The sequence below is a fragment of the Mesorhizobium sp. 1M-11 genome (genome assembly GCF_001303895.1).
Taxonomy (GTDB): Bacteria; Pseudomonadota; Alphaproteobacteria; order Rhizobiales; family Rhizobiaceae; genus Mesorhizobium.
Genome location: NZ_LJSD01000075.1, coordinates 258,212 through 270,515, shown reverse-complemented (window position 1 = coordinate 270,515; position 12,304 = coordinate 258,212). Strand labels below are relative to the sequence as shown.

The following is a 12,304-nucleotide window of genomic DNA, read 5'->3' as shown; positions in this document are numbered from 1 at the left end:
AGCAATGTGGCGCAGACTGTCAGCGACATCACCACGCGTCGGGTTCACGCACCATATGGACGACGTTGGCGGGATTCATGATCCAGCCGCCGCGGAAACCGTCGCCGAGCGGTTCGATCGGATCGCAGCGGACCACGCCGGCATCGGCCAGTTGTTTCAATGCGCCCGAGGAATCGGGCGTGAACAGCTCCAGCCATATCTCGGCCTGGCTCATCGTGGCGTCCTCGTCGATCCAAAGTTGGTTGGGACCGAGCTTGAAGCCGATTGCAGGCGCTTTTTCGGTGATCGGCGTCAGGCCAACCGTATCGCGGTAGAAGGCGATGGTCGGCGCATATTGATGGCTCGGCACTTTCATGGCGATGTTGATGCCGCCTTCGATCTTCGTTGTCATAGTGGGATCCCCAGAACAGGTTTTTCAGGTCGATCAGAGAGGCGATCAGGGCAGGTTGATCTGCCAGGAAACGCCGAAGCGGTCGTTCAGCCAGGCGAAGCGCCGACTGAAGCCGTAATTGTCGAGCGGCATCAGGATTCCGCCGCCCTCGCCAAGGTCCTGCACGATCCGCGACTGCTCATCCTCGCTGGTGCAGGTAACGAACAGCGAGACCGACGGCGTAAAGGTGAAGGCGTGCTTGACGTAGCTGTCGCTGGCCAACACCTCGAGACCGGCGATTTCGGCGCGTGCCAGCTTGATCGAACCTTCGGGGCCAGGCTGGCCGGCACCGTAGCGGTCCACCTCGACGATGCGGCTTCCAGGAATGGTCTTGCAGTAAAAGGTCAGTGCTTCCTCGGCCTTGCCTTCGAACATCAGAAACGGCGCTGCTGTCGCCATGGCATGTCCTCCTGTGGATCAGATGTTGTCCGGATTGGCCGGCACGCCCTTCATTTCGGAACGGTAGTAGCCGTCACGCAGGTTGATGCCGTATTCGACATATGCCTTCATGCAGGCGAGCATCTGCGACCAGCCTTCGCAGTTGATGTAGGAGCGCTTGCGGCCGGCCTCGTCCTCGCGCCAACCCTCCTCGGCAATAGTGACGAAAGTGCCGCCATCGTCGAGCTGTTCGAAATTCATCTCGATTCGGGTCTTGTAAGCCGGCTTGTCGTCCGGGCCACTGCCGTCCCAGCGGAGCACGATCCGCTGTTGCGGTACGACCTCGTCGACATCGACCGGGATTTCGCCCCACCAGATCACGGTGGTGCCGACGACCAGTGGCGCGGAGGCACCGCGCACGGTGGTGAAATAGCCGCTGAGCTTGGTCGGGTTGACGACGGCGTCGAAGACCTCGGCGACAGGTTTGCCGATGCGGCCCGAAACCCTGATTGCAATCGACATGTCCACAGCCTCCTGCTTGAAATTTCCCTTATCATGTTATAAAAACATAACATGTCAAGCGGAGCGAAAGACGATCATGTTTTCAAGGCGTTGGCACACCCGCGCCGGCGCCTTTTGCTCGACGAACTCAAGGACGGACCGAAAACAACGGGCACTTTATGCGAGATATTCGCCGACATGGACCGTTGCACGGTGATGATGCATCTGAAGGTGCTGGAGGATGCGGGGCTGGTCGTTGCCCGCCGCGAAGGTCGTGAGCGCTGGAACCATCTCGATGCGCTGCCGATCAAGCGCATCCATGACCGCTGGATCAGCGAATACGCGACCCACGCAGTCTCCATCCTCGATCGGCTGAAAGCAGATCTGGGGTGATGATGGCTTCTAGTCCGCCATCGCCACCAGTGCGTCGCGGTCATAGCCGAGGCGAATGGCGGCACCAACCGGAATGTCATCGGCGCCGAAGTCGTTGGTTTCGGTCACCGACAGCGGCTTTTCCAGGCCCGGTATCTCGACGATGAGATGGGTAATCTCACCGAAATAGTGCCGCTCGACCACCGTGCCAGCCACCTCATATTTGGCGGTGGCGTTGTCCCACAACACGCGCAGCCGCTCCGGCCGGATGCCGAGCGTGGCGCCGGCGCCGTTGCGGACGAAAGCCTTCGGCTTTTCGGTGGTGACGCGGCCGAAACCCAGCGTGTCGACAGTGATGGAGGAGCCGTTTTCCTCGACGACCTCTGCTTTCACGAAATTCATGCCGCCAAGGAAGTCGGCGACCTGGCGGTTCACGGGCCGCTGATACATTTCCTTCGGCGAAGCCACCTGGGCGATGCGGCCGCCGAACATCACAGCGATGCGATCCGACATGGCGAGCGCCTCGTACTGGTCGTGCGTGACCAGGATGAAGGTGATGCCGACGGCCTGCTGCAGGCGGCGCAATTCCACCTGCATCTGCTCACGCAGTTTCTTGTCCAGTGCCGACAGCGGTTCGTCCAGCAGCAGCACCTTCGGCCGCATCACCAGCGCGCGCGCCAACGCCACGCGCTGGCGTTGGCCGCCGGACAGCTCATGCGCACCGCGTTTGCCAAGTCCGTTCAGCGAGACCATGGCGAGTACTTCATCGACACGGCGCTTCTCCTCGACTGGGTCGAGCTTCAGCCGCTTCAATCCATAAGCGACGTTCTGTTCGACATTGAGGTGCGGGAAGATGGCGTAGCTTTGGAACACCATGTTGGTGGGGCGCCGGTTGGCGGGCACGCCGACCATCTCCTGCCCGTCGACGGCGATCGTGCCGCTGGTCGGATTGTCGAAGCCTGCGATCATCCTGAGCAGCGTGGTCTTGCCGCAGCCGGAAGGGCCGAGCAGGGAGAAGAATTCGCCCTCGCGAATGGTGAGGCTGCAATCGTCCAGTGCCTTGAAGGCGCCGTAGCTACGGGTGACATCCCGGATCTCTATCATTGGCCGGTCGGGAACACGGCGGTCTGGCGTTGGCCGATCAAGCATGCAGCGGTCCCTCGGATTGAGTGCGCCGTGCGGCGCGGCGCCGCAGGATTTCTGCAATGGACAAAAGCACGAAGGAGCCGATCAGCAGCAACGTGCCGAGCGCCAACACACCCGGCAGCTTGGCAGCGAACCGCAACTGGCCCCAGATGTAGATCGGCAACGTCGCCTCGGTGCCGGTGAGGAAAAAGGCGATGATGAAATCGTCGAGCGAGATGGTGAAGGAAACCAGCAGGCTGGAAATGATGGCCGGCGTGACCATCGGCAGGGTCACGCGCCTGAAGGTGCCGAATGCGGTCTCGCCGAGGTCGGCCGAGGCCTCCTCCAGACTGCGGTCGAACCCTTCGAAACCGGAAGTCAGCACCGACATCGAATAGGGGATGCAGATCAGCACGTGGCCGAGCACGACAGTAAACAGCGACAGGCTCAAGCCCAGCTGCAGCATCACCAGAAGCATGGAGATGGCGACAATGACTTCCGGCAGCACCAGCGGCGCCATGATCAGGCCATGGATCGGCCGCCGGCCGGGAAAACGATACCGCGTAATGGCGCGGGCCGCGAGGATGCCCAAGGTCGTGGAAAGCACGGCAGCCGAGACGCCGACGATCAGGCTATTCCAGGCGGCGTCGATTAGTGCCGGCGTCTTTGGCAGGTCGCGGTACCATTGCAGCGTGGTGCCGGCGAGCGGAAATTTCGGCGAAGCCGAGGTGTTGATCGAGAAGATCGGCAGGAACACCACAGGCAGATAGAGGAAACCGATATAGAGGAAGGCGTAGGCCGTAAGCCAGGAATTGCCACTGGGCAGGAGACGCCTGAGAGTCGTCATCGCGCCAGCCTCGCGGCGGCACGGATAAGGAAAACGGCGCCACCCGCCATCAGGCTGACCACGACCATGGTTGTCACGGAAAGTGCTGCACCCAATGGCCAGTTCGATGCCTTGCCGAACTGTGCCTGGATGGCGTTGGCGATCATGACGCCGTCCTTGCCGCCGACCAGCTTGGGCGTGACATAGTCGCCGACCGTCGGGATCATGACGATGAGCAGCGCAGAGATGACACCGGGCGCCGAAAGCGGCAGCGTGACACGCAGGAATGAACGCAACGGCCCGTCGCCCAGATCCTTGGCCGCCTCGATCAGCGTGCGGTCAACCTTTTCGAGCGACACGAAGATCGGCAGGATGGCGAAGGCCGCCCAGGCGTGGGTCAGCGTTATGATGACGGCGCTGGTGTTGTAGAGCAGGGCGGTGGAGGGCTCGCTGATCAGGCCAAGTCCCATCAGGCCGGAATTGAGCACGCCGTTGTAGCCGAGAATGACCTTCCACGACATCACGCGCAGCAAATAGCTTGTCCAGAACGGGATGGTGATGAGGAACAGCCACAGGCCCTTGTGGCTGCCGCCGTGGAAGGAAATGAAATAGGCGATCGGGTAAGCCAGCACCACGGTGAACAGCGACACCAGAAGCGACACGAAAAGCGAGCGCCACAACAGGTCGAGATAGATCGGCTCGGTCAGCGCGGTGCGGTAGTTCTGAAGCGTGAAGGTGTGGTCGATGGTGAGGTAGTTCTGCGTCCAGAAGGAATGCGCGAACACCACCAGGATCGGCAGCAACAGCAGGATGAGGGCGTAAAGGAGGGTCGGGCTGATCAGGGCAAGGCCCTGGAAGGATTCGGATTGCAGAAGCGGTGGTCTTCGTCTGATGCCATCCGCGGTCAGCGGCGGCGACCCTTCCGCGGCTGCCGTCATTGGAGCACTCCGGGCAGTGCTCCGGGTGTGTTGCAGTCGGTCGCCGGCCTGGATCGTCCCGCCATGCTGCCTTCCCATCAAGCGCCGGTGGTTCCCGTATTCTGTTGTCGAGTTTCAGCCGCCTTGTGCCCGTGCATCGATGCAAAGTGCCGGCGGCTGTCCTCTTGCCGGCTTCCTTCATCATGAGCGTATCCGCTGGTTGAAATCAAGTGATATTTCTGCGATGTTGATTGAATGGCCATTCAAAACAAGATGACGAAACCCCCGTTTTACAACGGTTTGAGTGGCTTATCGGATTTGGCGTTTGTGGAAGGGCTGGAAGCGAGGCGATGATGGCTGCGATACGCGAAGCAAGAGGCAACCGGCAGGATGCAAAGGCGCAGGAGAATGCCGTCGCGACTGCGCGCAGCCATCTGGTGCAGCCCTGGCCGGTAGCTGGCTCGGTCGGCGCCGAGGCGCGCGCGCTGATCGGCGCCGGCGACGGTATCTACATCATCGATGGTGACGGCAAGCGGCTGATCGATGGGCCGGCCGGCATGTGGTGCACCAATGTCGGCCACCGCCGCGAGGAGCTTGCGCGTGTGATGTACGAGCAGGCGATGCAGCTTTCCTACAATACGCCCTGGTACACCATGAATGCGCCTTCGGCGGAACTGGCGCGGCGCATCGCTGCGGCGGCGCCCGGCGACTTGAGCCATGTCTTCTTCACCACCGGTGGCTCGTCCGCGGTGGAGACGGCGCTGCGCTTCATGCAGTTCTACAACAATGTGCGCGGCCGGCCGGAGAAGAAGCTGATCCTGTCGCGCGGCGGCGCGTATCACGGCTCGACCTATCTGGCGGCCTCACTGAACGGCCGGCCGCGTGACCGCGACTGGATGGACGGCGCCGACGATCTGGTGGTGAAGCTTTCTTCGCCCGATCCGTTCCGCCGGCCGAAGGGCATGAATGTCGGCGCCTTTGCCGACCTGCTGGTGGAGGAATTCCGCGACAGGATAACGACGGTCGGCGCGGACAGGATCGGTGCCTTCGTCGGCGAACCCGTACAAGCCTCGGGCGGCGTCATCGTGCCGCCTGACGGGTATCTGAAGCGTATCCGTGAAATCTGTCGCGAGAACGATATCCTCTATATTTCAGACGAGGTGGTGACGGCCTTCGGCCGGCTCGGCCATGTCTTTGCCTCCGGTGACGTGTTCGGGCTCGACCCGGACATGATCACCTTCGCCAAGGGTGTCACCTCCGGCTATTTCCCGCTTGGCGGCGTCGTCATTTCCGAACGGCTTCTGCTGGAACTGCGCCGTTCCAACCATCCCGATGCGATGTTCGCGCATGGGCTGACCTATACCAGCCATCCGACCGGCTGTGCGATGGCATTGAAGAACCTCGATATCCTGGAAGATGAAGTATTGGCGCATGCACGTGCCGTTGCGCCCTATTTCCAGGCGCAGCTGAAGATGCTGGAAGACTTGCCGCTGGTCGGCGAGGTGCGTGGCCTTGGGCTGATGGCCTGCGTGGAATGTGTGGCAGACCGTGAAAGCAGGAACCCGCTGCAGCTGGACAAGGCGGTCGGCGCGCGTATCGATGCGCATTGCCATGATCTCGGACTGCTGGTGCGGCCGCTGATCAACATGTGTGTGATGTCGCCGCCGTTGATCATCACGCGCGAGCAGATCGACGCGATGGTGGCGATCCTGCGTGAGGGCATTTCGCGCACGATGGAGGACCTGCGCCGGGAGGGACTGTGGCAGGGCTAACGTTGGAGCGTTTCCGCGTTTATCGGCAGAGACGCTCTAACTTTTTTGTTTTGCGTAATTCCGGACGCAAAACCGATGCGCATTTTTTGCTGGAATTGCTTTAGCCGTCGCCGCCACCTCCGCTGTCGCCACCACCATGACTGCCACCGGAATGGTGGTCGCCGCCGAAATGCGCTCCGCCATCGCCGGGCACCAGGGAGCCGCCGACGAGCGGCACCATGAACCGGCGACTTGAATTGCGGAATCTGATGCCGAGGAAGATCGCGACGACAATTGCGAAGGGGATCAGCAGGTAGAACCATGCGTTCATGGCGCCGTCGTCTCCTTGCGAGGTGCCCGAATATGGCATGGCAGGCAGCGTTTGTGGATCCCTTCGCCGGCGGGTATTTGGGCCCGGCTATTCCTAGGCGGCCGGCTCTTCGACGCTGACGATCTTGCTCTGCCAGAGCAGGATCAGGCCGGCCAGGACGATGAGGCCCGCGCCGGCGATGGTGGCTGGGCCAGGAACTTCGTTGAAGGCGACATAGCCGATGACGGCGGCGCCCACGAGCTCCAGATAGACAAGCGGCGCCAGCACCGATGTTTCGGCAAGCCGGAAGGCGACGATCAGCATGAAATGACCGATCAGCGAGAAGATGCCGAGCCCGGCGAAAAAGACGAGGTCCGTCCAGGCCGGTGCCGACCAGGTGTACAGCGCCTGCGGCAGCAGGATCAGCGCGCCGAAGGCGCATTGGAAAGCGAGCGTCTTGAGCGGATCGCTTTCCAGCGCGGCCTTGCGGGTGACAATCATATAGAAGGCGAAGGAGAGGCCTGAAGCAAGCGCCAGGAGAATGCCAGGTTCGATCGCGCTGCCCGGCTGCAGGATCACCATGGCGCCGGCGAAACCGAGCACCAGGCTGATCCCCTTCACCGGCGTCATGCGCTCCTTGAGGATGATGACCGACAGCACCATGCCGATGATCGGTGCGATGAAATAGGCACTGATGGCGGTCGCCAGCGGAATGAAGGTGATGGCGACAAAATACAGCGACATCGCTGTCACCAGAAGGATTGTGCGCAGCATGTGCGCGCCGAGCCGTTCAGAAGGAAACACGTGCCGGCCATGGCGCGCGAAGGCATAGGGCAGCACGATGATCGACGCCACCGCGTAACGCGCCCAGCCGATGAAGAGCGGCGAATAGTCGGCACTCAGATATTTTGCCAATCCGTCGACGATCTGGATGGCAAAGGCCACCGCGGCCATCAGGAGGATGCCTCTGGTCTGCGGAGATAAGCCTGCCGGTGCGGTCATGGTCGCTTCTAGCGCGAAGCCCCATGCCGTTACAGCCAAACACATTGAGCCAGAAATTCAGGATAGCCCCCTTCTGGGGAGAGGAAGGGGGCCTATCAAAAACCTACCACGGTACCTGGCCGAGCAGCTTCTCGCCGAGCGGGGTCAGGGTCGCAGTCGCGGCATTGTGCTTTTCCCATTCGCGCGGGTCGCCCGGGAAGGCGTCGCGCTGTGGATGGTCGAGTTCACGCCACAGCCGGATGCGTTCCTGGCGTTCCGCCTGATTGTCCCACTCGGCAGGGTGCATGGAAATGTACTGGGCCATGCGCACGCGGTTGTCGGAATGGTTCGGGCGTACGCCATGCGCAAGCAGCGAGTTAAAGATCATCAGGTCGCCGGCCTCCATCTCGATGTTGACCGTTGCCTGGCCGGTCATGTCGGGATGCATCGGGTCGCGATCGGCAGGCTGGGTCTTCTCCCAGGCCTCGAAATCGGAGAAGAGCTTCGGTACGCATTGGAAGCCGCCGACGTCGCCGTCCTGTTTCTGCAGGCTGAGCACGCCCTGCACACCGATCGGCAGCGGGCGGATAGAGGTGTCGACATCCCAGTGAATGAAGCCGTTGGGATTGCCCTTGACCTTCTTCGGCGGGTTCAGGTTGGCGCGGTCGATCGTCACCCACAGATCCTCACGGTCCCAGATGTCGACGAAGGCATCGTAGATGCGCCGCTCCATGCGATTGTCCCAGAGATACTGGTGATTGTAGATTTCCAGCATGCCGGTGTTGTTGAGCTCCTTCATCTTGTGCTCGCGCCGCTGCGGCGCATACCAGGTGGAAGGATCGGTCGGGTCCTTCTCGTCGAACCGCCACAGGAGGTCCACCAGCCGCTTGACGTTCTCGGCCGGCACAGCCTGGCGCACGATCACGTAGCCATTGGTGATCCAGTGCTGCCAATCGTCCTGCGAAAGTACGCGTAGCGGCAACGTCTTCTCGATGTCCTTCAACTGCGTCGTCATCGAGGTGGTCGGGTGGTGGTCTTTCACGGCGGCTGCTTGCATGGCGTTCTCTCCCTGGCTGGCGCCCGATGAAGGGCTTGAGCGGAAGAATAGAGAAGCTGGCCAAGCGATGTTGTACTGCACCGGCAATTTCCGATACTATTCTGGCGTTTGGGAGATAATCAGCGCCGTATGAAGCCCTATCTCGAACATGTGCCAGCCAGCCCGGACGCCTCCTGGAGTATGTTGAACCGCCGGCTCGACGACGGCATTCCGTTTCAGTGGCACCATCATCCCGAGCTCGAACTGACCCTGACGCTGAACTCGCGCGGTCATCGTTTCATCGGTGATCATGTCGGAACCTTCGACGGCATCGATCTGGTCCTGGTCGGTGCTAACCTGCCGCACACATGGTCGTCTTCGGAAAAACTGGATCCGGCCTTGCCGCATGTCGCGCTGGTGGTGTGGTTCCGCCAGGAATGGATCGAAGCGATCACCAGTGCTTCGGTGGAACTTGGCGCAGTCGCCGCGCTTGTCGCCAGAGCCGGCACCGGCCTGTGCTTCTCGACGGCATCGGCGATCGCGCTGGCCGACGACTTCAAGCGGCTGTTCGAATTGCCCGCGCCGCAGCGGCTGCTCGCCATGCTCGCCATCCTCAGCAGGCTGGCGGACGATGCCGAAGCCGAGCCGCTTTCCAGCGAGGCCCTGGTGCCGATCGAGCGGGATGCGGGAAGTGGGCGTATCGACCGCGTGCTGACCCATATCCACCAATCCTACGCGCAGGAGATCCGCCTGGAGGAACTTGCCGGCATTGCCGCGCTCAGCGTTTCGGGAACGCACAGGCTGTTTCGCCGGCACATGCGCGCGACGATTTCCGACTACATCATCCGGCTGCGCATCGGCGATGCCTGTGCGCGCCTGTCGGGGACAAGCCAGCCGATCCAGCATATCGCGAGCGCCGTCGGCTACGGTTCGCTCGCGAATTTCAACCGGCACTTCCGGCGCCTGCGCGGCATGTCGCCTCGCGACTACCGGACGAGATTCAGGTTGCGGTCGTAAGTCGAGTTTACATCCGGAGGATTGAAGGCCGCCAGGCTCCTGCTATGCGCGGCTGAGCAGGGCGTCGTTGAGGGCTGCCATGTCTTTCTCGGCCGGCTGGGTTTCGAGCGACAGCACCGGCAGTCGCTGCCGCAGATGATCGTGGTGTGTGCGTACGCCATATTCGAGGTCGGACAGATAGAAGCCGGCAAAAGCCTCCGACAGCATGGATTCGTTCGACCAGACCGAAAGCTGCACGTCCTCGGCCATGGTGTCGCGGTCTATGCGGAAGGCGAGGTAGCGCGCCGCGGCCTGTTCCCGGCTCTCATCGGCGTAGCGGTAGATGGCGCCGCGCAGCAGCGTCTCGCCGGTCGACAGCGGGAACTCCTGGTAGAACTGCACCGATTCCGGCGTCACCGAGATCACCGAGTTGGGGAACAGGCTGTAGTAGATCCAGGCCTTCTTCTGCGCATCGGGCAGGTGCTGCGGTTCCGGGGCGATACGCACATAGTTCTTCACGCTCCAGCGGCGGCCGGCATGCGGATTGTAAGTGGCGAAGGAGCGTGAAAGCCCATTGACGAACGGCTCGTCGTAGTAAGTCGAGCCATAAAGATCCTGCAGCGCCGGATGCGCCATGGCGACGTGATAGCCCTCATTGTCGACGTCGCGCACCGATTTCCAGTTCACCGGACTTTTCTGTGTCCAGATGCCCCATGAGGGCACCATCTCGGCGGCGCGGTAGGGCGCGAACTCCGTCTCGATCGGCCTCAGCAGCTCGGCCACGGCAGGTTGTGGTCCGCTATCGCGGAAACGGATGAAAATGAAACCCATCCAGATCTCCAGGTCGAGCGGCTTCAGGCCGAATTCGGTCTTGTCCAGCTCGGGAAAGGAGCGCGGGCGGGCGGCGCCGCGCAACGTGCCGTCGAGATTGTAGACCCAGCCATGGAAAGGGCAGACCAGCGCGTTGGCGCAATGGCCCTGGTTGTCGGCCACCACGCGGCTGCCGCGATGCCGGCACAGATTATGGAAACCGCGCACGATGCCGTCCTTGCCGCGCACGATCAGCGCGCGCTCCCCGACCACGTCCATGGTCAGATAATCGCCGGGATTGGGCACGTCGGAGACGTGGCCGGCGATCTGCCAATGGGTGCGGAACAGGTGTTCCTTCTCCAGTTCCAGCAGCGCGTCGGAATGGTAGGCCCAACCTGGCAAGCCGCTGCGGTCCCAATCGTTGGGGACCGCCACATCGCGAAAATGTGGGTTCATAATACGTGCTTTCTTATTGAATAATCATTCAATAAAAGCATATTTATTATTGAAATGCAATGGCTTGTGGATTTCAGACTTTCGCACATGCGAAAGCCGTACGGCGTTTGGGCGGGAATTTCTCCGTTTTTCCCGGCACTTAATCCCGCTCTGACGCGGGCCGATTTGCGTGCAAGAATGTGATCGAACGATCCGTCCATGTCATCAGTTCAGATGGCATGGCCCATAACGGCCGATTCAGCAAAACGTCATGACAGCAGCGTGTCCCGAAGGCCTTGCTGGGCCCCCGAAGCGTTCTTGCAAGCGGCAATGATGGCGCTGGCTTATCCGGCCTTGGCAGGCGTTTTCGGCTTGGCTGCCTTCTTGGCGGTCGACTTGGACTCGGCGGCCTTCGCTACCGGTTTCGCGGTCTTGGCCGTAGCGCTGCCCTTCGCCGTGGCAGCTGCCCTGGCGGCAGGTTTCGCTGCCGCCTTTGGCTTGGGTGCCTTGCCGGGAGCTACGGTCTTGGCAGGTTTGGCGCCGGCTGTGCGTGCCGGCTTCTTGCCCTTGCTCTCCTCGGCTTCGATCTCGCCCGCGGCCTGATGCCAGTGGCGTTCATGGGAGCCGTGCGGCCTGCCCTCGCGTTCCCAGATTTCGTGTGCGCGCTGCCGGATGCGTTCTTGCCTGTCGTCTGCCATGGACATCTCTCCTGATGTTCGACGCATACCCGCGCGACGCAGTGAACCATGCGCAGCCGCAGGTTGAACATCTGCATATTTCCGCAAGGCGGCGACGGTGGCAAGTGCATGGATCGGACGTGTTTCCTTGGATCGAAAGCGCCGATGTCTTCAATCCTGCAGTGCCGGCCGGTTCAAAACGAAAACCCCGGCTGGAGCCGGGGTTCTGTGCAGTCCGAGCAAGAATGCTCTAGCTGTTTTTCTTCGTGATCAGCGTCAAGGTGCCATCCTGGCCCATGCTCGTGGCAACGACCTGTGCGGAGGTCGAGCCCTTGGCCTTAAGGGCTGCCTTGGCCTCGGGAACGGCATCGATATTGCTACGCAATTGCTTGAGGCTGTCATCCGTGCCTTGCGCAACCACCTGCTCGACCTGTTTCTGCGTTGCCTGTGGCAATTCGCTGACATCCACCACGTTGATGCGCTGGATCTTCGGGGCGGCGCTCGGTGCCGCTGCCGGGGGATTGGATGGTGTCTGTGGCGTCGACGATGATTGAGCATTCGCCGCCACGACGCCGATGAAAGAAATGCTTGCCGCAAGCAACAAAGCCTTGTGCATGGGTTTCCCTTTCCGGTTAGCCCCCGCTAGCCGGCCAACAGAATACGACAATGAGTCCAGAGGCCGCCGCTTACCGGGTCATTTCGTGACCAATTGGTGTTCGCAATGTGGGCGGTCTCCAGGATAGCGATGAGAACATGAAT

Annotated in this window: 15 protein-coding genes; 3 read left to right on the top strand and 12 right to left on the bottom strand. The window is 61.5% G+C overall.

Features of this window, described 5'->3' with window-relative positions; all coding sequences use genetic code 11:
• Positions 1–28: 28 nt before the first annotated feature.
• Genes AO692_RS30735 through AO692_RS30725 form a run of 3 tightly spaced genes read right to left on the bottom strand, consistent with a single transcriptional unit; the run spans position 29 to position 1,330 of the window.
• A complete protein-coding gene (locus AO692_RS30735) occupies positions 29–391 on the bottom strand; it encodes a hypothetical protein (protein ID WP_054313813.1) in 363 nt (120 codons plus the stop codon).
• Positions 392–436: 45 nt separating this feature from the next.
• The gene (locus AO692_RS30730) at positions 437–829 is read right to left on the bottom strand and encodes a VOC family protein (RefSeq protein ID WP_054313812.1); all 393 of its coding nucleotides are present in this window, start codon (positions 827–829) and stop codon (positions 437–439) included.
• A gap of 18 nt (positions 830–847) precedes the next feature.
• Positions 848–1,330, bottom strand: a complete 483-nt coding sequence (locus AO692_RS30725) for an SRPBCC domain-containing protein (RefSeq protein WP_054313811.1) — start codon at positions 1,328–1,330, stop codon at positions 848–850.
• Between the two features lie 51 nt (positions 1,331–1,381).
• Here AO692_RS30725 and AO692_RS30720 point away from each other — a divergent pair, with 51 nt between their 5' ends.
• A complete protein-coding gene (locus AO692_RS30720) occupies positions 1,382–1,702 on the top strand; it encodes a metalloregulator ArsR/SmtB family transcription factor (protein WP_054313810.1) in 321 nt (106 codons plus the stop codon).
• A gap of 9 nt (positions 1,703–1,711) precedes the next feature.
• Here AO692_RS30720 and AO692_RS30715 read toward each other — a convergent pair whose 3' ends face one another.
• The 3 genes from AO692_RS30715 to AO692_RS30705 are packed head-to-tail and all read right to left on the bottom strand — an operon-like array spanning position 1,712 to position 4,570.
• Positions 1,712–2,785 (bottom strand): ABC transporter ATP-binding protein, encoded by a 1,074-nt coding sequence (locus tag AO692_RS30715; RefSeq protein ID WP_054313809.1) that lies wholly within the window; start codon positions 2,783–2,785, stop codon positions 1,712–1,714.
• Between the two features lie 37 nt (positions 2,786–2,822).
• Positions 2,823–3,653: an ABC transporter permease gene (locus AO692_RS30710; protein ID WP_054313808.1), complete on the bottom strand. Its 831-nt coding sequence runs from the start codon at positions 3,651–3,653 to the stop codon at positions 2,823–2,825.
• Entirely contained in the window at positions 3,650–4,570 is a 921-nt protein-coding gene (locus AO692_RS30705) for an ABC transporter permease (RefSeq protein WP_054313807.1), read from the bottom strand. Before AO692_RS30705 ends, AO692_RS30710 begins: the two co-directional genes overlap by 4 nt.
• A 332-nt stretch (positions 4,571–4,902) precedes the next feature.
• Here AO692_RS30705 and AO692_RS30700 point away from each other — a divergent pair, with 332 nt between their 5' ends.
• Entirely contained in the window at positions 4,903–6,321 is a 1,419-nt protein-coding gene (locus AO692_RS30700; protein WP_054313967.1) for an aminotransferase, read from the top strand.
• A gap of 100 nt (positions 6,322–6,421) precedes the next feature.
• Here AO692_RS30700 and AO692_RS30695 read toward each other — a convergent pair whose 3' ends face one another.
• The 3 genes from AO692_RS30695 to AO692_RS30685 all read right to left on the bottom strand — a co-directional run bounded on the left by AO692_RS30695 (position 6,422) and on the right by AO692_RS30685 (position 8,648).
• Positions 6,422–6,631, bottom strand: a complete 210-nt coding sequence (locus tag AO692_RS30695) for a hypothetical protein (RefSeq protein ID WP_054313806.1) — start codon at positions 6,629–6,631, stop codon at positions 6,422–6,424.
• Positions 6,632–6,724: 93 nt separating this feature from the next.
• Complete coding sequence (locus AO692_RS30690; RefSeq protein WP_161808153.1) at positions 6,725–7,612, bottom strand: DMT family transporter; 888 nt, start codon at positions 7,610–7,612, stop codon at positions 6,725–6,727.
• 103 nt (positions 7,613–7,715) lie between these two features.
• Complete coding sequence (locus AO692_RS30685) at positions 7,716–8,648, bottom strand: phytanoyl-CoA dioxygenase family protein (RefSeq protein ID WP_054313804.1); 933 nt, start codon at positions 8,646–8,648, stop codon at positions 7,716–7,718.
• 129 nt (positions 8,649–8,777) lie between these two features.
• Here AO692_RS30685 and AO692_RS30680 point away from each other — a divergent pair, with 129 nt between their 5' ends.
• Complete coding sequence (locus tag AO692_RS30680) at positions 8,778–9,644, top strand: AraC family transcriptional regulator (RefSeq protein WP_054313803.1); 867 nt, start codon at positions 8,778–8,780, stop codon at positions 9,642–9,644.
• Between the two features lie 42 nt (positions 9,645–9,686).
• On the opposite strand, the gene AO692_RS30675 is transcribed toward AO692_RS30680, so the two are convergent.
• From AO692_RS30675 to AO692_RS30665, 3 genes are all read right to left on the bottom strand, one after another.
• Entirely contained in the window at positions 9,687–10,889 is a 1,203-nt protein-coding gene (locus AO692_RS30675) for an aromatic ring-hydroxylating dioxygenase subunit alpha (RefSeq protein ID WP_054313802.1), read from the bottom strand.
• Between the two features lie 323 nt (positions 10,890–11,212).
• The gene (locus AO692_RS30670) at positions 11,213–11,566 is read right to left on the bottom strand and encodes a DUF2934 domain-containing protein (RefSeq protein ID WP_244483558.1); all 354 of its coding nucleotides are present in this window, start codon (positions 11,564–11,566) and stop codon (positions 11,213–11,215) included.
• Positions 11,567–11,795: 229 nt separating this feature from the next.
• On the bottom strand, positions 11,796–12,161 hold the full coding sequence (locus tag AO692_RS30665; RefSeq protein WP_054313801.1) for a hypothetical protein: 366 nt from the start codon (positions 12,159–12,161) through the stop codon (positions 11,796–11,798).
• Positions 12,162–12,304 lie beyond the last annotated feature (143 nt).